Source organism: Streptomyces sp. NPDC104381 (assembly GCF_055583745.1).
Map to the genome: position 1 here is coordinate 598,200 of NZ_JBVJNK010000006.1, position 24,615 is coordinate 622,814.

25 protein-coding genes are annotated in these 24,615 nt (G+C 71.1%); 14 read left to right on the forward strand and 11 right to left on the reverse strand.

Annotation, left to right across the window (positions count from 1 at the left end):
• Window positions 1-47: 47 nt before the first annotated feature.
• Entirely contained in the window at window positions 48-638 is a 591-nt protein-coding gene (locus ACZ607_RS23900; protein ID WP_099173752.1) for a 2'-5' RNA ligase family protein, read from the forward strand.
• A gap of 33 nt (window positions 639-671) precedes the next feature.
• On the opposite strand, the gene ACZ607_RS23905 is transcribed toward ACZ607_RS23900, so the two are convergent.
• Entirely contained in the window at window positions 672-1,430 is a 759-nt protein-coding gene (locus ACZ607_RS23905) for a decaprenylphospho-beta-D-erythro-pentofuranosid-2-ulose 2-reductase (RefSeq protein ID WP_469737581.1), read from the reverse strand.
• A gap of 198 nt (window positions 1,431-1,628) precedes the next feature.
• On the opposite strand from ACZ607_RS23905, the gene ACZ607_RS23910 reads away from it, so the two are divergent.
• On the forward strand, window positions 1,629-2,600 hold the full coding sequence (locus ACZ607_RS23910) for a YihY/virulence factor BrkB family protein (RefSeq protein WP_469737582.1): 972 nt from the start codon (window positions 1,629-1,631) through the stop codon (window positions 2,598-2,600).
• Here ACZ607_RS23910 and ACZ607_RS23915 read toward each other — a convergent pair.
• Entirely contained in the window at window positions 2,548-3,798 is a 1,251-nt protein-coding gene (locus ACZ607_RS23915; RefSeq protein ID WP_469737583.1) for a D-alanyl-D-alanine carboxypeptidase family protein, read from the reverse strand. The genes ACZ607_RS23910 and ACZ607_RS23915 overlap by 53 nt on opposite strands.
• Before the next feature lie 121 nt (window positions 3,799-3,919).
• Here ACZ607_RS23915 and ACZ607_RS23920 point away from each other — a divergent pair, with 121 nt between their 5' ends.
• From ACZ607_RS23920 to ACZ607_RS23930, 3 genes are all read left to right on the forward strand, one after another.
• Complete coding sequence (locus tag ACZ607_RS23920) at window positions 3,920-4,165, forward strand: SCO4848 family membrane protein (RefSeq protein WP_469737584.1); 246 nt, start codon at window positions 3,920-3,922, stop codon at window positions 4,163-4,165.
• Between the two features lie 54 nt (window positions 4,166-4,219).
• A complete protein-coding gene (locus tag ACZ607_RS23925; RefSeq protein ID WP_469737585.1) occupies window positions 4,220-5,515 on the forward strand; it encodes a metallophosphoesterase in 1,296 nt (431 codons plus the stop codon).
• Between the two features lie 135 nt (window positions 5,516-5,650).
• Window positions 5,651-7,204 carry an ABC transporter substrate-binding protein gene (locus tag ACZ607_RS23930; protein ID WP_469737586.1) on the forward strand — a complete coding sequence of 518 codons (1,554 nt, stop codon included), beginning with the start codon at window positions 5,651-5,653 and terminating at the stop codon, window positions 7,202-7,204.
• On the opposite strand, the gene ACZ607_RS23935 is transcribed toward ACZ607_RS23930, so the two are convergent.
• From ACZ607_RS23935 to ACZ607_RS23965, 7 genes are all read right to left on the reverse strand, one after another.
• Window positions 7,191-7,958 carry a TetR/AcrR family transcriptional regulator gene (locus ACZ607_RS23935; protein ID WP_469737587.1) on the reverse strand — a complete coding sequence of 256 codons (768 nt, stop codon included), beginning with the start codon at window positions 7,956-7,958 and terminating at the stop codon, window positions 7,191-7,193. The two genes, ACZ607_RS23930 and ACZ607_RS23935, sit on opposite strands and share 14 nt — an antisense overlap.
• A gap of 43 nt (window positions 7,959-8,001) precedes the next feature.
• Window positions 8,002-8,589, reverse strand: a complete 588-nt coding sequence (locus tag ACZ607_RS23940) for a hypothetical protein (protein WP_469737589.1) — start codon at window positions 8,587-8,589, stop codon at window positions 8,002-8,004.
• Window positions 8,590-8,763: 174 nt separating this feature from the next.
• Complete coding sequence (locus ACZ607_RS23945) at window positions 8,764-9,531, reverse strand: succinate dehydrogenase iron-sulfur subunit (RefSeq protein WP_469737591.1); 768 nt, start codon at window positions 9,529-9,531, stop codon at window positions 8,764-8,766.
• Window positions 9,531-11,285: a succinate dehydrogenase flavoprotein subunit gene (gene sdhA, locus ACZ607_RS23950; RefSeq protein ID WP_469737593.1), complete on the reverse strand. Its 1,755-nt coding sequence runs from the start codon at window positions 11,283-11,285 to the stop codon at window positions 9,531-9,533. The genes ACZ607_RS23945 and sdhA overlap by 1 nt, the downstream gene beginning before the upstream one ends.
• 30 nt (window positions 11,286-11,315) lie before the next feature.
• Complete coding sequence (locus ACZ607_RS23955) at window positions 11,316-11,795, reverse strand: succinate dehydrogenase hydrophobic membrane anchor subunit (protein ID WP_469737595.1); 480 nt, start codon at window positions 11,793-11,795, stop codon at window positions 11,316-11,318.
• Between the two features lie 5 nt (window positions 11,796-11,800).
• Window positions 11,801-12,181, reverse strand: a complete 381-nt coding sequence (gene sdhC / locus ACZ607_RS23960) for a succinate dehydrogenase, cytochrome b556 subunit (RefSeq protein ID WP_469737597.1) — start codon at window positions 12,179-12,181, stop codon at window positions 11,801-11,803.
• Window positions 12,182-12,347: 166 nt separating this feature from the next.
• Window positions 12,348-12,908, reverse strand: coding sequence for a 2-oxo-4-hydroxy-4-carboxy-5-ureidoimidazoline decarboxylase (locus ACZ607_RS23965; protein WP_469737751.1), 561 nt, complete (start codon window positions 12,906-12,908; stop codon window positions 12,348-12,350).
• A 382-nt stretch (window positions 12,909-13,290) separates the two neighbouring features.
• Here ACZ607_RS23965 and ACZ607_RS23970 point away from each other — a divergent pair, with 382 nt between their 5' ends.
• The 5 genes from ACZ607_RS23970 to ACZ607_RS23990 all read left to right on the forward strand — a co-directional run bounded on the left by ACZ607_RS23970 (window position 13,291) and on the right by ACZ607_RS23990 (window position 18,270).
• Window positions 13,291-14,871, forward strand: a complete 1,581-nt coding sequence (locus ACZ607_RS23970; RefSeq protein ID WP_469737599.1) for a beta-N-acetylhexosaminidase — start codon at window positions 13,291-13,293, stop codon at window positions 14,869-14,871.
• Between the two features lie 145 nt (window positions 14,872-15,016).
• Window positions 15,017-15,523, forward strand: a complete 507-nt coding sequence (locus tag ACZ607_RS23975; RefSeq protein ID WP_469737601.1) for a hypothetical protein — start codon at window positions 15,017-15,019, stop codon at window positions 15,521-15,523.
• 126 nt (window positions 15,524-15,649) lie between these two features.
• Complete coding sequence (locus ACZ607_RS23980) at window positions 15,650-16,243, forward strand: hypothetical protein (protein ID WP_469737603.1); 594 nt, start codon at window positions 15,650-15,652, stop codon at window positions 16,241-16,243.
• 267 nt (window positions 16,244-16,510) lie between these two features.
• Window positions 16,511-17,194, forward strand: a complete 684-nt coding sequence (locus ACZ607_RS23985) for an RNA polymerase sigma factor (RefSeq protein ID WP_469737605.1) — start codon at window positions 16,511-16,513, stop codon at window positions 17,192-17,194.
• Window positions 17,194-18,270, forward strand: coding sequence for a hypothetical protein (locus ACZ607_RS23990; protein WP_469737606.1), 1,077 nt, complete (start codon window positions 17,194-17,196; stop codon window positions 18,268-18,270). Before ACZ607_RS23985 ends, ACZ607_RS23990 begins: the two co-directional genes overlap by 1 nt.
• Before the next feature lie 177 nt (window positions 18,271-18,447).
• Here ACZ607_RS23990 and ACZ607_RS23995 read toward each other — a convergent pair whose 3' ends face one another.
• Window positions 18,448-19,344 (reverse strand): L,D-transpeptidase family protein, encoded by an 897-nt coding sequence (locus ACZ607_RS23995; protein WP_469737608.1) that lies wholly within the window; start codon window positions 19,342-19,344, stop codon window positions 18,448-18,450.
• 301 nt (window positions 19,345-19,645) lie between these two features.
• On the opposite strand from ACZ607_RS23995, the gene ACZ607_RS24000 reads away from it, so the two are divergent.
• The 4 genes from ACZ607_RS24000 (at window position 19,646) to leuE (ending at window position 24,137) form a co-directional block, all read left to right on the forward strand.
• Window positions 19,646-21,235, forward strand: coding sequence for an acyl-CoA mutase large subunit family protein (locus ACZ607_RS24000; protein ID WP_469737610.1), 1,590 nt, complete (start codon window positions 19,646-19,648; stop codon window positions 21,233-21,235).
• Window positions 21,236-21,480: 245 nt separating this feature from the next.
• On the forward strand, window positions 21,481-22,641 hold the full coding sequence (locus ACZ607_RS24005) for a hypothetical protein (RefSeq protein ID WP_469737612.1): 1,161 nt from the start codon (window positions 21,481-21,483) through the stop codon (window positions 22,639-22,641).
• 113 nt (window positions 22,642-22,754) lie between these two features.
• Window positions 22,755-23,405 (forward strand): class F sortase, encoded by a 651-nt coding sequence (locus ACZ607_RS24010; RefSeq protein ID WP_469737614.1) that lies wholly within the window; start codon window positions 22,755-22,757, stop codon window positions 23,403-23,405.
• 78 nt (window positions 23,406-23,483) lie between these two features.
• Complete coding sequence (leuE, locus tag ACZ607_RS24015; protein WP_469737616.1) at window positions 23,484-24,137, forward strand: leucine efflux protein LeuE; 654 nt, start codon at window positions 23,484-23,486, stop codon at window positions 24,135-24,137.
• A 12-nt stretch (window positions 24,138-24,149) separates the two neighbouring features.
• Here leuE and ACZ607_RS24020 read toward each other — a convergent pair whose 3' ends face one another.
• Window positions 24,150-24,608: a MarR family winged helix-turn-helix transcriptional regulator gene (locus ACZ607_RS24020; RefSeq protein ID WP_469737618.1), complete on the reverse strand. Its 459-nt coding sequence runs from the start codon at window positions 24,606-24,608 to the stop codon at window positions 24,150-24,152.
• Between the last annotated feature and the right edge of the window lie 7 nt (window positions 24,609-24,615).

Genomic DNA, 24,615 nt, shown 5'->3' on the forward strand with positions numbered 1-24,615 from the left:
GCGTCGGCACGACCGGCGCACGACCTTCGAAGATTGAGGAGAACGATGTGGGGACCGTAACGCTTGGCGTTTCGATCGCGGTCCCGGAGCCGTACGGCAGCCTGCTCCAGGAGCGGCGCGCGAGCTTCGGGGACCCTGCCGCGTACGGCATCCCCACCCACGTCACCCTTCTCCCGCCGACCGAGGCCGAGGCGGCCGACCTGCCGGCGATCGAGACCCACCTGTCCCAGATCGCCACGGCCGGCCGCCCCTTCCCGATGCGGCTGTCGGGCACGGGCACCTTCCGCCCGCTCTCCCCGGTCGTCTTCGTCCAGGTCGTCGAGGGCGCCTCGGCCTGCTCCTGGCTCCAGAAGCGGATCCGGGAGGCCTCCGGGCCCCTGGTGCGCGAGCTCCAGTTCCCGTACCACCCGCATGTGACCGTCGCGCACGGCATCGCGGAGGAGGCCATGGACCGGGCGTACGAGGAGCTCTCCTCCTACGAGGCGGCCTGGACCTGCGGTTCCTTCGCGCTGTACGAGCAGGGCGCGGACGCCGTCTGGCGCAAGATCAACGAGTTCCCGTTCGGGGGCGGCGGCAGCGCGCCCGCCGTACCGGCCCAGGGCGGCAGCTCCATGGACCTGCCGTCCCTGCGGCCCTGAGGCGCCCTGCCCCCGCCGGGCCCTGACCCCGCTCTACCGCACCGGCAGCCGGCGGAACAGCGGACGCGGCAGGTGCCGCAGGGCCGCCATCACCACCCGCAGCGCCCCCGGCACCCACACCGTCTCCGAGCGTCGCCGCAGCCCCGCCACGATCGCGTCCGCGACCGCCCCGGGGGTCGTGGCCAGCGGCGCCTCCTCGCGCCCCGCCGTCATCCGCGACCGTACGAAGCCGGGGCGTACGACCATGACGTGCACCCCCGTGCCCTGCAGGGCGTCGCCGAGCCCCTGGGCGAAGACGTCCAGGCCCGCCTTGCTGGAGCCGTAGATGAAGTCGGCGCGCCGGGCGCGTTCGCCGGCCACCGAGGAGAGCACCACCAGCGAGCCGTGGCCCTGCGCCTGGAGCGCCCCGGCGCACACCAGGCCCGCCGAGACCGCCCCCGTGTAGTTGGTCTGCGCCACCCGGACCGCGGAGAGCGGCTCCTCCTCGTCGCGCGCCTGGTCGCCCAGGACGCCGAAGGCCAGCAGCACCATGTCGATGTCGCCCTCCGTGAAGAGCTTCCCGAGCACCTCCTCGTGGGAGGCGGAGTCGAGCGCGTCGAAGGCGACGGTACGGACGTCGGCGCCCAGCTCCCGCAGCTCGGCCGCCGCCCGGTCCAGGGCCGGTGAGGGGCGCCCGGCCAGCCGGACGGTCCGGGTGCGGCGGGCGATCAGGCGCCGTGCGGTGGCCAGGCCGATCTCCGAGGTGCCACCGAGGACGAGCAGGGACTGCGGGGCACCGAAGGCGTCCTTCACGGGATAACTCCTAGCGGGGTGACAAGGCGGTGGCGGACCAGCTCCCCGCGCGGGGCAGGGGCGCGGGCATGTTCGTGACCGTATCGCCAGGGAAAACCCGTTTGAGGTATTTGTTACAGCACTCACCGAAATGGGTGATTGCTCGGACGGGCCGCGCCGAACCCCGGTTTTCCGCGCCCGGAAGGGTACGCGTAGGGCATGGACTGGCTGAAAAACCTTCCCGTCATCGGGCCGCTCGTCGCACGGCTGATGGAGACGCACGCGTGGCGCTCCTACGAGACGCTGGAACGGGTCCACTGGGCCAGGCTCGCGGCGGCGATCACGTTCCTCAGCTTCCTCGCGCTCTTCCCGCTGATCGCCGTCGGTGCGGCCGTCGGCGCCGCCCTGCTCTCCCCCCGGCAGCTCGACAAGATCGAGGACAAGCTCGCCGAGCAGGTGCCCGGGATCTCCGACCAGCTCGGCATCGACAGCCTCGTGGCCCACGCGGGCACGGTCGGGGTCGTCGCCGGTGTGCTGCTGCTCTTCACCGGCATCGGCTGGGTCGGCTCGATGCGAGACTGCCTGCGCGCCGTGTGGGAGAAGGACGACGTGGACGAGGGCAACCCCGTCGTCCGCAAGCTGAAGGACGCCGGTCTGCTGCTCGGCCTCGGCGGAGCGGCGCTCGTGACCCTCGCCGTGTCCACCGTGGCGTCCACGGCCATCGGCTGGACGGCCGACCGGCTGGGCATCCCCGAGCACGGCGTGGGCGGGGTGCTGCTCCAGGTGGCCGCCGTGGCCGTGGCGATCTGCGCCGACTTCCTGATCCTGGTCTACATGCTGACCCTGCTGCCCGGGGTCGAGCCGCCGCGCCGCCGGGTGATCGTGGCCGGGCTGGTCGGCGCGGTCGGCTTCGAGCTCCTCAAGCTGCTGCTCGGCAGCTATATGCGGGAGGTCGCGTCGAAGAGCATGTACGGCGCTTTCGGCGTGCCGATCGCCCTCCTCCTCTGGATCAACTTCAGCGCGAAGCTGCTGCTGGTGTGCGCCGCCTGGACGGCGACGCCGAGCAAGGACGAGGGCGAGGGCGAGGTCGGGGACGAGGCCGAGGGCGGGAGCACCGCGGTAGGAGCCGGGAAGGACGTCAGCGGCGCGGAAGGCGGCGCACCAGGTCCGGCAGGGGCCAGCGCCGGTTGACCAGGAAGACCCCGGCCGCGAGGACCACCAGCAGACCGCCGACGACGGACAGCGCGGTCCAGACCCCGCTGGAGCCTGCCGGACCGGCCGTGGCCGCCGCTGCCGCGTGCTGCTTCTTCGGGTCCTTGGCCGCGCCCGCGGCCGGCTCCGAGCCCTTGGCGGCCACGGCGGACCTCGGGGGCACCAGCTCACCGACCGGGGTCACCTTGCCGTCGGAGGCGAAACCCCAGTCGAGCAGGTGGGCGGCCTCCTTGTAGACGGCATGGCTCTCCTCGGACGACGGGTTCATGACGGTCACCAGGAGCACCTTCCCGTCGCGCTCGGCGATCCCCGTGAAGGTGTTGCCCGCGTGGGTGGTGTAGCCGTTCTTGACGCCGGCGATGCCCTTGTACGGCTCCACCCCGATGTCACCGGTGATCAGCCGGTTGGTGTTCTGGATCTCGAAGCTCTCCCGCTTCTTCTTCCCCTTCTTCTGCTCACCGGGGAACTCCGCCGTCGCCGTCGCGGCGTACTCCCGGAAGTCCGCCTTCTGCATCCCGCTCCGGGCGAACAGCGTCAGGTCGTACGCGCTGGAGACCTGCCGAGGGGCGTCGTAGCCGTCGGGCGAGACGACCGTCGTGTCCAGGGCCTGGAGCTCCTCGGCGTGCCGCTGCATCGCGGCGACCGTGGCGGGCACACCGCCGTACATCTCGGACAGCACGTGCACCGCGTCGTTGCCCGAGCGCAGGAACACGCCGAGCCACAGGTCGTGGACCGTGTAGGAGTGGTCCTCCTTGACGCCCACGAGGCTGCTCCCCTCGCCGACGCCGGAGAGTTCGTCCTCGGTGACCAGGTGGCTCAGGGTCTTCGGCTGGAGCGCGGGCAGGACCGTGTCGGCGAAGAGCATCTTCAGGGTGGAGGCGGGCGGCAGCCGCCAGTGCGCGTTGTGCGAGGCGAGCACCTCCCCGCTCTCCGCGTCGGCGACGATCCACGACCGCGCGGTGAGGTCCTTCGGCAGGACCGGGGCGCCCGGGCCCAGGGCGACCTGGGTGCCCACCTCGCCCAGCCGCGCGCCGCCCACGGTCGACATCTGACCGGTCGGCTTCGGCTGTGAGTCGTCGGTCTTGTCCTTGTCGGCCGCCCCTGCGGGACTGACGACAGATACGGACAGCAACGCGGCAGAGAGGACCGTCAATACGGTCTTTTTCAGAGCAGGCACGGTCGGAAACGTACATGGCCTTGCTGAGGATGGGGATATGGATGGCCTGACCCGCCGTGCATACCGCCGGGACAGCCCACCCCGGACGATCGGACGTGAGCGCGGCGGCGATACTGAACCCATGAAGCTCAGCCGCCCCGTCTCCTGGTTCCTGCTCGTGTTCGGAGCGTGGAGCTGGGTCATCTGGGTCACCTTTGTCAAGAATCTGTGGAAGGACGGCAGCGGGCTCGCGTTCGACGACGCGGGAGACCCGACCGCCTACTTCTGGGTCCATCTCCTGCTCGCCGTCACCTCGTTTCTTCTGGGGACGGCTGTGGGGGTCATCGGGTTCCGTGGCGTCAGGGCTTTGCGCCGCGAAGGCGGATGACGGCCCCCGTGTGGGCGGCCGTCCGGACAGGATCGTTTCAGCGGGGGAGCGTACGTGGTCGTGGTCTTCGTACTGGTGGCGGTCGCGGTTCTCGTGCTGCTCGCCGGGGTGCACCGGTATGTGTGGCGCCGGCTGATCGGTGACACCACGGCCAGGGGCAGCGTCGCCCGCCGGGTGGGCACCGGCGCGGCCTTCGTGCTGCCGCTGCTCACCGTCGGGGCCTTCGTCTCCAGCCGCGCCGGGGTGCCCTTCCCGGTGCAGCAGGTGCTCGCCTGGCCCGGTTACCTCTGGCTGGCCGCCCTCCTCTATCTGACGCTGGCGCTGCTGGTGGGAGAGGCCGTCAGGCCCCTCCTGGGCCGGTTCCTCGCCCGCAGGGCCGCCGCGCGGCAGGCGGCGGCGTCCGCCGACGCCCCCGCCGTCCAGGTCCCCGCCACCACGGCCGCCGAGCCCGGCCCCACGGCGGGCGGCGACGCCCCCGTGGACGCCGCGCCGGGCACCGAGGCCCCCGCCCCGCCCGTCGCCGACCCCTCGCGGCGGCTGTTCGTCGCCCGTGCCGTCGGCGGGGCGGCGGCCCTGGCCGGCCTCGGCACCGTCGGCCACGGCACCTACGGGGTGCTGCGCGGCCCCCGCACCAAGCGGATCACCGTCCGGCTCGCCGGACTGCCGCGCTCCGCCCACGGCTTCCGGATCGCCGTCGTCAGCGACATCCACCTCGGTCCCATCCTGGGGCGCGCGCACACCCGGCGCGTCGTCGACGCGATCAACGCGACCGGCCCCGACCTGGTCGCCGTCGTCGGAGACCTCGTCGACGGATCGGTCGCCGACCTCGGCCGCGCGGCGGAGCCGCTCGCCGGGCTGGAGGCCCGGCACGGCAGCTACTTCGTCACCGGCAACCACGAGTACTTCTCCGGCGCCGCCGAATGGGTCGACCACGTACGCGAGCTGGGGCTGCACCCGCTGGAGAACGCCCGTGTGGAGGTCGCCGGCTTCGACCTCGCCGGGGTCAACGACGTGGCCGGCGAGAGCGAGGGGCAGGGGCCCGACTTCGCCCGCGCGCTCGGCGACCGGGACCGGGCCCGCGCCTCCGTCCTCCTCGCGCACCAGCCCGTCGTCATCGACGACGCCGTCGCCTACGGAGTGGGCCTCCAGCTCTCCGGCCACACCCACGGGGGCCAGCTCTGGCCCGGGAACCTGGTCGCCGAGCTCGCCAACCCGACCGTGGCCGGATACGAACGCTACGGCGACACCCAGCTGTACGTCTCGCGCGGTGCGGGCGCCTGGGGGCCGCCCGTGCGGGTCGGTGCCCCCTCCGACATCACCGTGGTGGAGCTCGCTTCCCCGCAGGCCTGAACCCGAAACCTGTGAACGTTCAACCTGGTCTTCCATATGTGAATATCGTGTGATTGGGTGAGGTCGAACATGCGGCGGTGATGTGCCTCTCTGTGCACGCGGGCCGGGGTGGGGTCGGCAAGGGAGCACGGGCACATGCGGTTCATCCGTCTACGGATTGTCGCGATTCTGGCGGTACTGGTCATCGCGGGCGTCGGCGCCTGGCAACTGCTCCCCTCGGACGACGAGAACCTGTCCCCGATCACGGTCGGTACGTCCGACGAGGTCACCTCGCTGGACCCGGCCGGTGCGTACGACGCCGGTTCCTGGGCGATCTACAGCAACCTCTACCAGTCCCTGATGACGTTCAAGTCGGGTGCGGTCGTGCCGGAACCGGACGCGGCCGAGAGCTGCGGCTTCATCGGCCAGAAGCTCCAGACGTACCAGTGCAGGCTCCGGGACGACCTGACCTTCTCCAACGGCCGCAAGATCACGGCCGCGGACGTCAAGTACTCCTTCGACCGCATGCTGAAGATCAAGGCGGACGCGGGCCCCTCGGTGCTGTTCCCCAGCCTCGGCAGCATCGTGACCGAGGGCCGCACGATCACCTTCAACCTCTCGGCCCGGGACGCGACGTTCCCGCAGAAGCTGGCCACGGGCGCCGGGTCCATCGTCGACCCCGAGCAGTACCCGAAGGACAAGCTCCGTACGGACGACCAGGTCGACGGCTCCGGCCCGTACACCCTGAAGTCCTTCGAGTCCGGTGTCCGCGCCGAGCTGGTGCCCAACCCGGCGTACAAGGGCGCGATCAAGGACGCGGGCGGCCCGGTCGACATCCGCTACTTCGAGGGGTCCGAGGCGCTCAAGGCGGCCTGGACCGCCGGGGACGTCGACGTCACGCACCGTCAGCTGCCCTCCGAGCAGCTCGCCGAGCTGGACCCGAGCGCCACCGACGAGCGCGTCACCGAGGCGGACAGCGCCGAGATCCGCAACCTCGTCTTCAACGTCCGGGACGACTCGGCCCTCGCCGACAAGAAGGTCCGCCAGGCCGTCGCCTGGCTCATCGACCGCGGCCCGCTGGTCACCAAGGTCTACCGGAACACCGTCGAACCGCTCTACTCGCTGATCCCGCAGGGCTACATCGGGCACAGCACCCCCTTCTTCGACTCCTACCCGGAGCCGGACCCGAAGCGGGCCAGGGCGCTGATGGAGGAGGCCGGGGTGGACCTTCCGCTGCACATCACCTTCGCCCACCGCGACGACGACGCCAACAAGGAGGAGTCCACCGAGCTGGTCCGCCAGCTGGAGAAGGACGGACTCTTCAAGGTCACCGAGAAGGCCGTGGAGTGGCAGGCCTTCCAGAAGGGCTACGCGGCCGGAGAGTACGACGCGTACACCGTGGGCTGGCTTCCGGACTACCCGGACCCCGACACCTTCAGCCAGCCGCTGGTCGGCCGCGACAGCTCCCTCCACAACGGCTACACCAGCACGAAGATGGACGCGCTGATCGCCTCCACGCAGCAGTACAGCGACCGGGGCAGGACCTCGGCCGACTTCAAGGAGCTGCAGCAGCTCGTCGGCCAGGACGTCCCGCTGGTCCCGCTGTGGCAGAAGAAGGACTACGTCGTCAGCAAGCAGTCCGTGTCCGGATCCCAGTACCTCTCCGACGGCACCGGGATCTGGCGGCTCTGGGAACTCAGCTGGATCTGACGTCCCGCGCACCGCGCGCGGACGCCCCGGGCATGAACTCCACCAGCACGTCGTGGACCTGCCGCACGAGCGGTCGCAGCACCCGGAAACGGGAGAGCGCGATCGCCCGGGCGGCGATCGGCGCGGTGCGCTCGACGAGCCGGCGGCTGCGCTCCGCGCCCTCGGACCGGTCGTAGACCCAGAACAGCACCAGGCCCATCTGCATCAGCCACATCAACTGCGGCAGCAGCGCGGCCAGTTCCGGATCCGCCTTGACCGAGGAGCCCGACAGGCAGCGCTCGTGCACCGAGACGACCGCCTCGCGGGCCGCGGCCGAGTCCTCCGAGAAAGGGGAGAGCGGGCTGTCCGGGTCCGCGGCGTTCTTGAAGAACTGCGCGGCGAAGCGGTGGTACGGGCCGGCCACGTCCAGCCAGCCCAGCAGCACGCCCCGGATGCGTACGGCGAGATCCGCGTCCCCGGCCAGCACGGGCTGCACCGCCGCCTCGTGCTCGGCCGCGATCCGGTCGTAGAAGCCCTGGACCAGGTGCTCCTTGGACGAGAAGTAGTAGTACGCGTTGCCTACGGAGACGCCCGCCTCCTGGGCGATCGCCCGCATCGTCGTACGGTCGTAGCCCCGTTCCTCGAAGAGCCGCAGCGCCGTCTCCAGGATGAGGGTGCGGGTCTGCTCGCTCTTCGGCGCCTTGGACTTCCCGGCCGCCCCGTCGCTCCCGGCCGGCTTCGAACCGTCCGCCGCGTTCTTCTCTTGCTCCACCACGGTCCCAAGGCTAACCGGGCGAGGGGGAGCGGCCGGCCCGGGCTCAGGCGCTCATGGACCGCGCGGTGTTGACCTGCGACATGACCCACTGGAAGGTCTCGGGACCCGTCGCCGGGATCATCGTTTGGTGGTGCCGGCCGCCGCTGGTGACGGTGATCTGCACGAAGCCGGTCGTGCGCTTCTCCTTCATCAGGAGGAACAGCAGACCGATCAGGCAGAACAGCGCGAAGACGATCGCCAGCACGATGCCCACGGTCGGGATCTTCTCCTCCGTGCGCGACATGTCCGTCGCCGTCCACACCGCACCCTTGAGCGGCAGCGTGCCCGACGGGGTCACGATGGCGTCGTTCATCACCGTGATGTCACCGAGCGAGAGCACCGGCACCCCGCCGCCGCCCTGCTGGGCCGGCAGGTTGAAGCCGGGCTCGGTCGGCTGGCCGCCCGGGTAGCCGTACCCGGGGCCGGGCTGCGCGGCGCCCTCGGGCAGCGGCTGCGGATAGCCGTACGCCGGAGGGGCGCCCGGCGCCGGGTAGCCGTAGCCCTGGCCGTCCGGCATCGTGGGCGGGTTGCCCGGCGGCTGGGGCGGGCCCCACTTGTATGAGTCGTCCGCGTACGGATTCGGATCGCTCACGACGTTCCCCGTTCTCCATCAAGCCGTCTGCTCCCGCGCTGTGCTGCGGCGGGAGAGGCGAGCCGGTCACCGGCTCCGCACGACCGTACCGTCCCGGCCCGCCGGACGCACCAAGAGGCCCCGCTTCCCGCACGGTCCGTGCGGGCAACGGGGCCTCCGGGGGCGACGCGTGGGTCAGAAGCGGCGGGTGATGAGCGCGCGCTTCACTTCCTGGATCGCCTTGGTGACCTCGATGCCACGCGGGCAGGCGTCCGTGCAGTTGAACGTCGTGCGGCAACGCCACACACCGTCACGGTCGTTGAGGATCTCCAGGCGCTGCTCCCCGGCCTCGTCACGCGAGTCGAAGATGAAGCGGTGCGCGTTGACGATCGCCGCCGGGCCGAAGTACTGGCCGTCGTTCCAGAAGACCGGGCACGAGGACGTGCACGCGGCGCACAGGATGCACTTGGTGGTGTCGTCGAAGCGCTCGCGGTCCTCGGGCGACTGCAGACGCTCGCGGGTCGGCTCGTTCCCCTTGGTGACGAGGAAGGGCATGACATCGCGGTAGGCCTGGAAGAACGGGTCCATGTCGACCACGAGGTCCTTGAGGACCGTGAGGCCCTTGATGGCCTCGACCGTGATCGGCTTCTCCGGGTTGATGTCCTTGATCAGCGTCTTGCAGGCGAGCCTGTTCTTGCCGTTGATCCGCATCGCGTCGGAGCCGCAGATGCCGTGCGCGCAGGAACGCCGGAACGTCAGCGTGCCGTCCAGCTCCCACTTGATCTTGTGAAGGGCGTCGAGGACACGCTCCTTCGGGTCGATCGAGATCTGGAAGTCCTGCCACTGGACCTCGTCGGAGACCTCGGGGTTGAAGCGGCGGATCCGGAACGTGGCCGTGATGTACGGGGTGTCGGCGAAGCCGGCCTCGGCCTTGTCGGTCTTGTCCAGGGTCGGGGTAGCCATCAGTACTTACGCTCCATCGGCTGGTAGCGGGTCGTGACGACCGGCTTGTAGTCGAGCCGGATCGACTCGGTGCCGTCGTCCGCGACCTCGCGGTACGCCATGGTGTGGCGCATGAAGTTGACGTCGTCGCGGTTCGGGTAGTCCTCGCGGTAGTGACCGCCGCGGGACTCCTTGCGGGCCAGCGCGGAGGTCGCCATGACCTCGGCCAGGTCGAGCAGGTTGCCCAGCTCGATGGCCTCCAGCAGGTCGGTGTTGAACCGCTTGCCCTTGTCCTGGATGGACACGTCGAGGTAGCGCGCCCGCAGTTCGGCGATCTTGTCGACCGCCGTCTTGATGGTCTGCTCGGTGCGGAACACCATCACGTTGGCGTCCATGCACTCCTGCAGCTCCGTGCGGAGCGCGTGGACCCGCTCGGTGCCCGTGGAGTTGCGCAGCCGCTCGACCTGGTCCTGGACCAGCTGGGCCGGGTTCTCGGGAAGCTCGACGAAGTCGGTCTTCGCGGCGTACTCGGCGGCGGCGATGCCCGAGCGGCGTCCGAAGACGTTGATGTCGAGCAGCGAGTTGGTGCCCAGGCGGTTGGCGCCGTGCACGGAGACACAGGCGACCTCGCCGGCGGCGTACAGGCCCGGGACGACGGTGGTGTTGTCGGCCAGCACCTCGCCCTCGACGTTGGTCGGGATGCCGCCCATGGCGTAGTGCGCGGTCGGCTGGATCGGGATCGGGTCCGTGTAGGGCTCGATGCCGAGGTACGTACGCGCGAACTCCGTGATGTCCGGGAGCTTCGCGTCCAGCTGCTCCGGCGGGAGGTGCGTGAGGTCGAGGTAGACGTGGTCGCCCTCGGGACCGCAGCCGCGGCCCTCACGGATCTCCGTGTAGATGGAGCGGGACACGACGTCACGGGACGCGAGGTCCTTCATGACCGGCGCGTACTTCTCCATGAAGCGCTCGCCGTCCTTGTTGCGGAGGATGCCGCCCTCACCGCGGGCGCCCTCCGTCAGCAGGATGCCCATGCGCCAGATGCCGGTCGGGTGGAACTGGAAGAACTCCATGTCCTCCAGCGGCAGACCCCGGCGGTAGCAGGCGGCCTGGCCGTCACCGGTCAGGGTGTGCGCGTTCGACGTCACCTTGAAGAACTTGCCGGTGCCGCCCGAGGCGTAGATGACCGACTTCGCCTGGAAGACGTGGATCTCGCCGGTGGCCAGTTCGTAGGCGACGACGCCGGCGGACTTCTTGACGCCGTCCACCTCGACGACCAGCTGGTCCAGGACGTAGAACTCGTTGAAGAACTCCACGCCCTCCTTGACGCAGTTCTGGTACAGCGTCTGGAGGATCATGTGGCCGGTGCGGTCGCCCGAGTAGCAGGCGCGGCGGACCGGGGCCTCACCGTGGTTACGGGAGTGACCGCCGAAGCGGCGCTGGTCGATCTTGCCCTCGGCCGTACGGCCGAACGGCAGGCCCATCTTCTCCAGGTCGAGGACGGCGTCGATGGCCTCCTTCGCGAGGATCTCGGCGGCGTCCTGGTCGACCAGGTAGTCGCCGCCCTTGATCGTGTCGAAGGTGTGCCACTCCCAGTTGTCCTCCTCCACGTTGGCCAGCGCGGCGGCCATGCCGCCCTGCGCGGCGCCCGTGTGGGAGCGGGTGGGGTAGAGCTTGGTCAGCACGGCGGTGCGGCTGCGCTTGGTCGACTCGATGGCCGCGCGCATGCCGGCGCCGCCTGCGCCGACGATGACGGTGTCGTACTTGTGGATCTGCATGGTTTCCCTCTGGTCCCTCTGTCCCGGCGCCTAGCGGATGTTCGGGTCGAAGGTGAAGATCACCAGCGTGCCCAGCAGGACGGTGAACACCGTGGCGGTGTACAGGAGCATCTTCAGCCAGAACCGGGTGTTGTCCCGTTCGGCGTAGTCGTTGATGACCGTACGGAGGCCGTTGGCGCCGTGCAGCATGGCGAGCCACAGCATCGCCAGGTCCCAGATCTGCCAGAACGGCGAGGCCCAGCGGCCCGCGACGAAGGCGAAGCCGATCTTGGACACGCCGCCGTCGAGCACCAGCTGGATCAGCAGGTGGCCGATGACGAGGACGACCAGCACGATGCCCGACAGGCGCATGAAGAGCCAGGCGTACATCTCGAAATTGGTGCGCGAACCCTTGGGGGTCTTGCCCGTGCGCTGACGCGGGGGCTCGATCACCGGGGCCGGGTTGTCGACGCCGTAGGGGCTGACGCCCTCGACGTCCCCGATCGCGGAAGTAGGTGTCTCGGTGGACATCGGCCTCAGCTCCCGAAGACTTCACGTACGGCGTGACCGAGGACGGGGTACAGGGCCCCCACCATCAGCACGATCCAGATACCCATCACGGTCCAGAGCATCTGCTTCTGATAGCGCGCGCCCTTGGACCAGAAGTCCACGGCGACGATGCGGAGGCCGTTCAGCGCGTGGAAGAGGATCGCGGCCACCAGGCCGTACTCGAGCAGCGCCACGAGCGGGGTCTTGTAGGTGGCCACGACGTCGTCGTACGCCTCGGGGGAGACACGCACGAGAGCGGTGTCCAGGACGTGTACGAACAGGAAGAAGAAAATGAGGACACCGGTGACTCGATGAGCCACCCAGGACCACATGCCTTCCCGGCCGCGGTACAGCGTTCCAGCCGGCACGGAAGAACCCTCCGGGAGCGGGGATTGGGGCCGGCCGGCTTGACTGTCGGTCTGACCCGGCCGGGTACGGTCCACCGGCCCCGGCCATCGTAGCGACGCTTTGTCGGTTCCATGGCGGCGGGGCCTCTGGTGTGATCAAAGCGGCAGGCAAACAGGCACGGACGGGCTACCGGGGGTCATATGCCACCGGGGGGAACGGGCCGGGCGTCAGGCCCGCCTCCGTCACCAGCTCGATGATGCGGCCCCGGGCGAGTCGTCGCATCTCCTCCGCGGTCAGGGCACGCTCCTCGTCCGGCTCGTGGGCCAGCCGGGTGCGGATGGCGGCCAGCACCTGGTCGACGTGCTGGGAGGGCCGCAGGCCGTCCAGGCAGATCACGAACGCGTGGCCGAAGCGGCTCTCGTACGCGGCGTGGGCGGCGCGCAGCGCCAGATGGGCCGCCCGGGGCGCGGCGTGGTGCAGACAGGGGGCGCTCTCGGCGGCGAGCGCCTCGGAGAGGTCGGCGGGCGCGAGGTCGTACCCCGCCTCGTCGGAGGCGGCGAGCAGTGTGCCCAGGTCCGGGTAGGGGCGGTGGGCCGCCATCCGCTGCGCCCAGCGGGTGCTGCCGCAGCACTCCAGCAGGGCGGCCTCGGCCAGGTCCTGGGGCCAGGCGTTGAAGCGGCCCAGCCCGTTCGAGTGGGCACCTGGGGCCGGGCTCACCGACACTGGTTCCGGAACGGGGGCCTCCACCGGGGCCTCCCGAAGGGCCGGGGCGGTGCCCCGGTTCTGGACGGGAACGGCCGTCCACCCGGCCTGCTGCGGTGGTTTCGGCAGGTCGGCGTGGGGCTCGCTGGACCTGGACAGCGGGACTCCTCGAATGAATGACATCTGTGACCCTGGAGAGGGGCCGGAGAGCGACGAGGTTGCGCGGGGTGGGAGTGAGGACTGTTTCGTATGTGCTGTCACGCTAACGAGCCCGGGCGACGCGCAACCGAAGGATGCGCGAAATTCACCCGGACGGGAGAGTTTCGGAACGCTTGATGGACGAATCGGTGGGGGAAATGCCCACCTTTCTCATCTTCTTTGACCTTCTTTAACCTGTTTCTCCCCCCGATCCGGAGGTTTCTGACCGATGTCGCCCTCACGCGCACCCCTGGTGGCCGGCGCCGCCGTCGCGGTGGCCGCCGCCGTCACCCTCACCGTCGTCGTCTGGCCCGAGGACTCCGGCCCCGGTGCGGGGAACGGCGCGTCGGCCTCGTCCCGTACGTCCGCCTCACCGTCACCCACCCGGAGCTACCCGCTCTCCTCGGCGCCGCGGACCATACCGTCGGTACGGGAGCACACTGCCGCGCGCGGGCCCGGCTGGAAGCCCGCCAAGGACAGCGCGGTCGTCGCGGCCGACCCCGAGCTCGCCGACGAGGCGAAGCTGCTCGCCAAGGAGCTGAAGATCGGCTACCGGGGCGAGAAGTCCGCCCGGTCCGGTGACGTCGAGCTGGCCCTCGGGGGCAAGGGCGACCCGGAGTCGTACACCCTCAGGACCGCCGACAACCGGGTGACCATCAGCGGTCCCGGCCAGGCGGGCGTCTTCTGGGGGACCCGCACGGTCAAGCAGTCGCTGAACGCCGACGACACCGTGCCCGAGGGCGTCGTACGCGACACGCCCGACCGGCCGCAGCGCGGGCTCAACCTCGACATCGCGCGCAAGCACTACACGGTCGACTGGATCGAGGACCGGCTGCGTCAGATGGCGGACCTCAAGCTCAACCAGCTCGGCCTCCACTTCTCCGACGACCAGGCCTTCAGGATCGAGTCCGACACCCACCCCGAGGTGGTGTCCGAGGAGCACCTCACCAAGGCCGAGGTCCGCCGGATCGTGAAGCTCGCGCAGAGCCTCCACATCACGATCGTCGCCGAGATCGACTCGCCCGGACACCTGGGCGCGGTCCTCAAGGCCCACCCCGACCTCCAGCTGCGCAACACGCAGGGCGTCGCGCGGCAGGGTGCCATCGACATCTCGAAGGCCGGGTCGGCGAAGATCGTCGACGACCTGCTCACGGAGTACGCGGAGCTCTTCCCCGGCAACTGGTTCCACGTCGGCGCGGACGAGTACCAGGCGCTCACGGTGAGCGATCCGGCCGCCTCCTACCCGCAGCTGGCCGAGGCCGCCCGTAAGAAGTACGGCGCCGACGCCACCGTCCAGGACCTGACGGAGGGCTGGCTGAACGACCGCGCCGCCGTCATCACCAAGGCGAAGAAGATCCCCAAGGCGTGGAACGACGGCTTCTTCAGCGGAGGGACGGTCACCGGCGACAAGGGCATCGAGGTGGAGTACTGGACGGGCAAGGAGATCGGCGCCCGGCCGCCGCAGGACTACCTCGCCGAGGGCCGCAAGGTGGTCAACCTCAACGACGAGTACCTCTACTACGTGCTCGGCCAGCCCAACGACTTCACCTACCCGACGGGCGAGCGGATCTACGAGCAGTGGACGCCCCTGGTCCTGCGGGGCACCGAGCCGGTGGCCGCGCGCTATTCGAAGCAGATCCTGGGCGCCCGGTTCGCGGTCTGGGGCGACTTCCCCGACGCGCAGACGCAGGCGCAGGTGGCGGAGGGGATCCGGATGCCGCTCAACGCGCTCTCCCAGAAGGTGTGGGACCCGCGGGAGCCGAAGCTGACCTGGGCGCAGTTCCAGAAGCTCGCGGACGAGACCGGCTGACCCCCGCCGGGCCGTGCCGGGACCCTCTGCGGCACCCCGCCTCCGGACCGGCCGGCCCGGCTTCCGTATGAGTTGACCCGTTTTCGCGCTTCCCCGTGGTCCCGGGCGGGAAGAATGGAGGCCCGGACCGCGGGGGGAGCAGGGCGTGGGTTTCTGGGGCTGCTATCTGGTGGGCCGCAGCGGTGAGCCGCTCATCGGCCATCCCGCCCTGCGGGAGGCGCGCGGGCTGCTGACCCTGCGGGAGTACCGCGCGGACGGCTGGCAGGTCTGGTCCCACCCTACCGAGCCCTCGCTCGGCAGCATGACCGCGCTCGCCGACGCCGCGCGGGCCCCGGTCCTCCTCGGGTTCGTCATGGACGGCGCCTGTGTGGCGGTCGAGGCGGCGGCGCCGCACAGCGGTTCCTGGTACGCCTGCCTCGGCCGCGCGCCGATGGCCGCGCTCCTCGGCCGGGACGACACGACGGTCGAGGACCTCTTCCTGCCGCCCGAGGACGCAGCGGCCCGCGCCGTCGGATGGGCGGCCGAATCCGGCCGCGGCGTCCTCGAAGGCCCCCTGCTCGAACTGCTCCGGATCGAGCGGCCCGAGTGGTCGGCGGAGGAACTTTTCTTCGCTTTCCTGGACCGTCTGGGCATCGAGAGCCTGTCCGACTGAGTCCCGCTGTGATCTCCTGTGTCGCAAGAGTGACGCTTTTCAGCCATCTGGCGCTGTAGGCGGTAACGGGAAGCGGTGCGCTTCCCCGACGAGCGAGGGACCGATGAACCGATCGGGGAGGCGTCGATGAGTCTGCTGGAGCTGATCGCTCGTGCCGACGAGCGTGGTCTGGCGGCGAGCGGGGTCGGCTGTCTGGACCGCTGTCTTCCGCCTCCGCCGGACGGGGACGACCCGGAGCCGCTGCGCCCGCTCTGGGCGGGCTGCGAGAGCGGCGCGGAATGGGCCGACCGGCTCGGCGCCGCACACGCGGCGCTGGAGGGCGCCGCCGCCGGGGACGCCACGGCGGCCCGCATCCGTACGCTGCTCGACGCCGCGCCCAGGGACTTCGCCGCCGGACCGCTGCGCGCGTGGGCGGACGCCTGCTCGCTCCTCGCACTGGACGTCCACCGGGAGTCCGACGTCCCCGCCGGTGACCTGGCGCGTACGTCGGAGATCCGGCGGGACGGCGGGGCCACGGGCGGCGGTCCGCTGGTCACGGGCGAACTCCGCCGCCAGGCCGAGATCCTGGAGGGCCTCGCGGAGACCGGGGGAGGGGCGGGCGGTCCGACCGGTCTGCGAAGGGCCCTGGACCTGTCGACGGAGGGGCGGCGGGTGCTGCGCGCGGTGATGTCCCGCCGTGCTCGCGGCCGCGGCCGGACGGGCGGCGTGACCCTGACGTGACGTCGGAAGGGGGAGGGGACGACGACCGGGGCCGCCACCCCCCACAGGAGAGGCCCCGGCCGTCTTCCACAGGGCCGCAGAGCGACCCCGTACTCATCTCAGCGTCAACGGTGCGTTTTCTGTCACACCGCACTGTGTCAGGAGACAGTTGCGGGTTGTACAAGTCATGGACGGGGCACCGTCCGACCACGTAGCGTGCTGAGTCGCGCAGCGTGGCGCAGTAGTGGTGACCAGCTACGATTCGGATCAGCAGGGCGGGTTGAGGGAGTGCTGGGGGACGACGCGGAGCTGACCGCCGCGGTGCTCGCGGCACAGGACGGGGACGAGGACGCCTTCCGGACTGTGTACCGCGCCGTGCACCCGCGGCTGCTGGGCTACATACGGACACTGGTCGGTGAACCGGACGCCGAGGACGTGGCGTCGGAGTCCTGGCTTCAGATAGCGCGTGACCTCGACCGGTTCAGCGGGGACGCCGACCGGTTCCGGGGCTGGGCGGCCCGGATCGCGCGCAACCGCTCGCTCGATCACATACGGATGCGGGGCAGGCGCCCCGCGATCGGCGGCGACGAGAGCGAACTGGCCGGTGAGGCCGCCGAGTCCGACACGGCGGGCGAGGCGCTGGAGTCGATGGCCACCGGGCGCACCATGTCCCTCATCGCCCAGCTGCCCCAGGACCAGGCCGAGGCGGTCGTGCTCCGCGTGGTGATCGGTCTCGACGCGAAGAGCGCGGCCCTGACCCTGGGCAAGCGGCCGGGGGCGGTGCGCACCGCCGCGCACCGCGGACTGAAGCGGCTGGCGGAGCTGGTCGGCGCCGATCCCGGCCCGGAGGACGAGATTCCGGCGGCGGGCCCGGAGCTCGGAGCCGTACCCGCACAACGCCCCGGCCGACAGGGCGCGGTGTCGCCCGCCGGTGTGACGCATTCGCGTCCGTGGACGCAGAAGGACATGTGATGGCCGACGAGCAGCACGAGTGGCTCGACGCGGACGCGGCGGAGATGTTGCTCCGCGGCGAGCCCGTCGAGTCCGTCGACGATCACGCCAGGGCCGAGGCCCGCCGGCTGGAGGCCGCGCTGGGCGCCCTGCGGGTCCCGCCTCCCTCCGGTGACGAACTTCCGGGTGAGGCCGCCGTGCTGGCAGCCTTCCGCGAGGCGTCCCGGAGCGGAAAGCGCGCCGGAGCGGCCGGCCCCACCGGCGTCGCCGGGCAGCAGGACGCCCTGCACACCGTACGGATCGGGGCGGCGCGCACGACGCCGCTCCGGCGCCCGCGCTGGACCCGCCCGCTGCGCTACGGCCTCGCCGTCTCGCTCGCCGGGTGCGCGCTCGGCGGGGTGGCGGTCGCCGGTACGGGCATGCTTCCGGCGCCGTTCGGCGGGGGCGGCTCCCCGTCCCCGGCGGTGTCCGTCTCGGCGGCGGCGACTCCCGAGGAGCTGGGGGCGGAGCTGCCCGACGCCGGTGAGCCGCCTTCGCCGCTGCCCTCCATCCCGCCCGGGGCGTCCAGTTCCCCGTCGGCCACGGAGGTGCCGGACGGCGGGACGGCCGGGGACGAGGGGCGCACCGGGCACGACGGCGGCGGCGCGACGGACCGCGAGGACGCCGGCCCGGAGAGCGGCACCGGCTCCACCCAGGACGATCCGGACGGACGCGAGACGCCCGGCGGATCGTCGTCGCGGGCCGAGGTGCTCAAGAAGTCGATCAAGGCGTGCCGTGGCTACCGCGAGGACACCCTGAGCCAGGAGGAGAAGTCACGGCTTCTCGAACTGGCCGACGGGGAACGCAACCTGGACCGCTTCTGCGACCGCCTGCTGGGCGCGGACGACGGTGACGGCCGGGACGACGAGGGCGGCCAGGGCGACGGCGACGGCAAGGGGAACGACGGCGGGAACGGTGGGGGCTCCCTGCCCTCGATCATCTTCCGCAGCCCGTCCGCGGAGGGCACGCAGGACGACGCCTCGCAGGACGACGGCTCGTCGCCGGGCGCCGGGGCCATGGCGGGCCCCTCGTCCGGGCTCTCCTCCGCAACGCGCTGACCTGCACGAATGCGGCAGCTGTAACGTTCTTAGGCTGTCCGGCGCAGTAGTGAGTGCCGACTGGTCATCGGCCGCGCAACGAGCCGGGGTTCCCCCCGTACCTTCGGCTCAGCGCATCCGGCGCGGGCGGGACACGTTCCCCCGGTCCCGCCCGCGCCCCTTTTTCGGTTGAACGCTCTACCAGTAAATGACGACCTTGTCGCCGTTGCGCACCTGGTCGAAGAGCGACGCGATCTTCCCCTCGTCCCGTACGTTCACACAGCCGTGCGAGGCACCGCTGTAGCCGCGGGCCGCGAAGTCGGACGAGTAGTGCACGGCCTGGCCGCCGCTGAAGAACATCGCGTAGGGCATCGGGGAGTCGTAGAGCGTCGAGACGTGGTGGCGGGACTTCCAGTAGACCGAGAAGGTGCCGTCGCGGGTCGGGGTGTACTGCGAGCCGAACCGCACGTCCATCGACGAGACGACCTTGCCGTCGATCATCCAGGACAGCGTGCGGCTGTTCTTGCTGATGCACAGCACCCGGCCCGTGAGGCAGCGGGCGTCGGGCTTCGCGACCGCCGGTCCGGGAGCCGGCGGATCGAGCTCCTTCGCCGTCGGCTCCCTGGTCATCGCGAGCAGCCGTTCCCAGGTCACGGTGTCGGTCCTGCCGGTGCGGGACAGGCCCCGCTTGCCCTGGAAGGACCGCACGGAGGCGACGGTCGCGGAGCCGTAGTACCCGGTGGGGCTCCGGTCGAAGTGGCCGATCTGGCGCAGTCGCGCCTGGAGTTCCCGTACGCGCTTGCTCCGGTCGCCGGCGGACATCAGGGTCCGGGGCGCCGGGGAGGGGCTCGCGGCCGGGGTCCGTGCGGGGGCGGCCGAGGGGCTCGCGGTGCCTCCCCCCGGTTTGGCGTCGTCGCTGGTGGCCGACGCCGTGGGGCGGGTGGTCGCCCCGGCCGGGGGAGCGGTGTTCCCCGCGCCGCCCGTGGTCTCGACCTTGCAGCCCGCCGTCAGCGCGGCGAGCACGAGTACGCCCACGGCTGCCGTGGCCGCCGTGCGCACGTCCCGCGCGTGTCCGTCCGTACGTGTGCGTCCCATCCTCGGCCCCCTGGCTCGTCCGTCGCCGCCCGGTCGCGCGTGACCCGTCACATGACCTGTCGTACGACCCGTCACATGGCCCGTCCCGCAGCGCGGATATCTCAAGGGACGGATTCCCGTCCTGCCCGGTTGCCGAATCGTGCGCATGATGGGAGACATGCGTCCGGGCGTCCGGACGCGCTGTGAGCAAGGTCCCGGCGAAGGGCCTCCGCAGGCCGTGGTGTCCGCCGCCAAGGTCCGTCGCGACGCTTGTTACCGATAAGTAGCTCGATTGAAGACGCTTGAACGGGAGGCACAGCAGATGACGCGTGAGTCCGAGTCGGGACTGCCCATCGAGCCGGTCTACGGGCCTGAGGCGCTCGACGGCTGGCGGGCCGAGGAGAAGCTGGGCGAGCCGGGCGCCTATCCCTTCACGCGCGGTGTCTACCCGACGATGTACACGGGCCGGCCCTGGACGATGCGGCAGTACGCGGGATTCGGCACCGCCACCGAGTCCAACGCCCGTTACAAGCAGCTGATCGCCAACGGCACGGCCGGGCTGTCCGTCGCCTTCGACCTGCCGACCCAGATGGGCCACGACTCGGACGCCCCCATCGCCTCCGGTGAGGTCGGCAAGGTCGGCGTCGCGATCGACTCGATCGACGACATGCGCGTCCTCTTCGGCGGGATCCCGCTCGGCGAGGTCTCCACCTCGATGACCATCAACGCGCCCGCCGCGCTCCTCCTGCTGCTCTACCAACTGGTCGCCGAGGAGCAGGGCGTACCGGCGGACCGGCTGACGGGCACCATCCAGAACGACGTGCTCAAGGAGTACATCGCCCGGGGCACGTACATCTTCCCGCCCAAGCCCTCGCTGCGGCTGATCGCGGACATCTTCAAGTACTGCCGGGCCGAGATCCCCCGGTGGAACACCATCTCCATCTCCGGCTACCACATGGCGGAGGCGGGCGCCTCGCCCGCGCAGGAGATCGCGTTCACCCTCGCGGACGGCATCGAGTACGTCCGTACCGCCGTCGCGGCCGGCATGGACGTGGACGACTTCGCGCCCAGGCTCTCCTTCTTCTTCGTCGCCCGTACGACGATCCTGGAGGAGGTCGCCAAGTTCCGTGCCGCGCGCCGGATCTGGGCGAAGGTGATGCGGGAGGAGTTCGGCGCGAAGAACCCCAAGTCGCTGATGCTGCGCTTCCACACCCAGACCGCCGGGGTCCAGCTCACCGCCCAGCAGCCCGAGGTCAACCTGGTCCGGGTGGCCGTGCAGGGCCTGGGCGCGGTCCTGGGCGGCACGCAGTCCCTGCACACCAACTCCTTCGACGAGGCCATCGCCCTGCCGACGGACAAGTCGGCCCGCCTCGCGCTCCGCACCCAGCAGGTCCTGGCGTACGAGACGGACGTGACGGCGACGGTGGACCCCTTCGCCGGGTCGTACGTCGTCGAGAGGATGACCGACGACGTCGAGGCCGCCGCCCTGGAGCTGATGCGCAAGGTCGAGGACATGGGCGGCGCGGTCGAGGCCATCGAGCGCGGCTTCCAGAAGGGCGAGATCGAGCGCAGCGCGTACCGCGTCGCGCAGGAGACGGACAGCGGCGAGCGCGTCGTCGTCGGCGTCAACCGCTTCCGCCTGGACGAGGAGGAGCCGTACGAGCCCCTCCGCGTCGACCCGGCGATCGAGGCCCAGCAGGCCGCCCGCCTGGCGAAGCTCCGCGCCGAACGCGACCAGGGTGCGGTGGACGCGGCTCTGGCGGAGCTGAAGAAGGCGGCGGAGAGCGACGCCGGCACGGCCAACGTGCTCTACCCGATGAAGGACGCGCTCCGCGCCCGGGCGACGGTGGGCGAGGTCTGCGACGCGCTGCGGGAGGTCTGGGGCGCGTACGTCCCGACGGACGCGTTCTGAGAACGCGCCGGGCAGGTACGGGAGTTCGGTGAGCCCGTACGTGCCCGGCGCGGTCCGCCACGGGGCGGGGCGGCTGTGACGCCCGTCACGGTCCTGTGACATGGAGCGGACGGCTCCGCCGGAAACGATCACTACATTCGTATCAGCAGCCCGCCTCACCTCACGGCCTCACCCGACCGGGGAAGCGGCATGCGACTCTCCCACTTCTCGCAGCCCACGAGGCTGCATTCCTCACGGAGGCGTCCATGTCCCTCATCACCTCGCGCCGTCGCGCGGCCTTTCGCGCGACCGTGGCCGCCGCGGCGCTCGCCGGGGCGGTCCTCGGCCCCGCGGCCGTCGCCTTCGCCGACACCGCACCGCAGGCCGCAAGCCCCTCGGCCGCCCCCGACGAGGGCACCTTCGTCCGCACCGTCCAGCTCAAGGGCGGACTCACCGCCAAGGTCCACCGGCACGGCGACACGGCCGTGTTCTACACGGCGGCCGTCCTCAAGGGCGACCGGCAGCTGGGCACCCTGACGGCCGGCGCGGGCAAGGCCGCGCAGGAGAGCCGGGTCTTCGAGGGGGTGCAGGTCACCCTCACGGGCACCGGCGAGGTCACCTCGGTCAGCGACACCGGCAGCGACGGGCAGGGCCCGGAGACACCCGCGGGCGTCCTCGTGCACAAGGACGCGCTCAAGGGCGGCCTGAGCGCGGAGGTCTACCGGTACGGCACGGACGACCCCTACTACTCGGCGACCGTCCGCTCCGGCAAGAAGGTCCTCGGCGTCCTGGTGGCCGGCCATGGCTTCGCCGAGGAGGAGACCAGGGTCTTCGGCGACATCTCGGTGACGCTGCACTCCGACGGCCGCGTCACCTCCGCGTCCGACCACGGCAGCGACGGCCAGGGCCCCGACACCCCGGTGAAGTGCGTGGCCACGACCGAGAAGAGCATCGGGGCGGGAACCCAGGCCCTGCTGACCATCAGCCCCTCCGGGCCGTCCGTGATCTTCCGGGACGCGGGCGACGGAACGGTCATCGCCCAGCTCGACCGTACGCACCCCGAACTGCCCGGGAGCGCCGGCTTCGTCGGGGAGATCCTCGCCCCGAACAGCCACGCGCCGCGGTTGCGCACCAACATGGAGGGCGGTGGCCACCCGGCGACCGTCAACGACTTCCCGAAGCTCCCCCAGGGGTGCAGCTTCACCTACGGGAACAGTGCGGGCGGCGGCGCCGGCGCTTCCGGCGGCAACGACAACGACACCCAGACCACGGTCGTCCCGAAGGGCGGTGTCGCGGCGGGCGCCGAGATCGCGCCGAGCGACGACCGGATGCTGGTGACGGCCGTGACCGGGGGAGCCGCGGCGCTGGCTGCCGCCGGCATCGGCTTCGTCGCCCTGCGCCGCCGGGCCGGAGCGGCCGGCCGTTGAGGTCCCGGTGCCGGGCCGGCCCCGGTCCGGCACCCTCTTCGTCGCCCCCTCTCACGAGCACGGTCCGCCGCGGCGAACGGCTGCCCGTGCGGACCGCACCGGAGGAGTCCTCCTTGCACATCACCCTCGGCCGCCGTCTCCTGTCCACCGCGCTGGTGGCGGCGGCGCTGTGCGCGACGGCCGCATGCGGTGCGGACGACCGGGCCGTCGGCACCCCGCCCGCGCACATCACGACGGCGTCCCCCGCGCCCGCCGGCTCCCCTGCGCCGGACGCACCACTCACCGAGCCCCTGCCGGCCGCGAAACCGGTCCGCGTGCGGATACCGTCGGCGGGTGTCGACACCGGTCCCGTCCTCGATCTGGGCCTGTCCCCGGACGGCACCGTCGAGGTTCCCACGGTGAAGGAGGCGGACCGGATCGGCTGGTACACCAAGGGCGTCACACCCGGTCAGACGGGCCCCGCCGTCCTCATCGGCCACTTCGACACGGCCGACGGCCCCGCGGTGCTGAAGAACATCTCGGCGGTCGGGACCGGTGACCGCATCACGGTGGATCGCGCGGACGGCTCCCGGGCGGTCTTCGCCGTGCGGGAGCTGGAGCAGGTGGACAAGGACACGTTCCCGACCGACAAGGTCTACGGGGACACCAGCAGGCCCGAGCTGCGCCTGATCACCTGCGGCGGGGAACTGGAGGACGGCCACCGGCCGGACAACATCATCGTGTACGCCGACCTCGTCGGGCGGTCGGCCGCCACCGCGTCCTGATTCCCGATTCCCGATTCCCGATTCCCGCGATGTGAACCACCTGGACGGAGTGTCGTACCCGCGTGCGACACTCCGTTCATGCTAGGTGTCACCGATCTCCCGACCTATCTCGCCGGCCTGGTGCTGATCATTCTGCTGCCGGGGCCGAACTCGCTGTACGTGCTGTCCGTCGCCGCCAGGCGCGGGGTGCGTACCGGTTATGTGGCCGCTGCCGGGGTGTGGACCGGGGACACGGTCCTGATGACGCTGTCGGCGCTGGGTGCCGCGTCCCTGTTGCAGACGACGCCGCTGCTGTTCGCCGTCGTCAAGTACGCGGGCGCGGGCTATCTGACCTGGCTGGCGATCGGGATGATGCGGGCGGCCGTGTCGATGTGGCGTGAGCGGCACCAGCGGGTGGCCGAGCTGTCGGACGGGGGCGAGGCGTCCGGGGCGGTGGCGGAGCACCCCTACCGGCGGGCGCTCGTGGTCAGCCTGTTCAACCCGAAGGCGATCCTGTTCCTGATCTCCTTCTTCGTGCAGTTCGTCGACCCCGGGTACGCCTACCCGGCGCTCTCCTTCCTGCTGCTGGGCACGCTGCTGCAGATCGGCAGCTTCCTCTACCTCTCGACGCTCATATTCGGCGGCACCCGCCTGGCCACCGCCTTCCGCCGACGCAAGCGGCTCTCGGCGGGGGCCACTTCGGCGGCGGGTGTGCTGTTCCTCGGGTTCGCGGCGAAGCTGTCGCTCAGCTGAGGGTCGATGCACCTAGTGGTGCCAGGCCTTTCCGCCGACGTTGTGGATCATGCGCTGGAGGACCTTGAGCGCGGCGACGTACTCCTCGTCCGGGATTCCGGTGTGGATGTCCGCGATCGCCCTGCCGACCCGTTCCGCCGCCTCGGCGCGCAGCGCGTGTCCCTCGGGGGTCATCCGCAGGCGGGTGGTGGGGTCCTGGGTGACCAGGCCCTGGGCGATGAGGCCGTCGATCTCGGGCTCCAGGGAGTCGCCGACGTTCAGATAGCCCCGGAGCGTCGCGACCACCTCGGCGCGCGGGCGGCCCTGTTCGTCCGCATCGGTGAGCTGGTTGAGGACCCACCAGGGCGGCTGGGTCAGGCCGTGTTCGGCCAGTGCGGCCCTGATGTGGGTCACGGTCGCGTCGTGCGCCGCCCAGCTCCAATAGCCGATGGGCTGCCGTGCCAGTCCCGCGTCGTCATGTGAGTAGTCCATGTCCCGG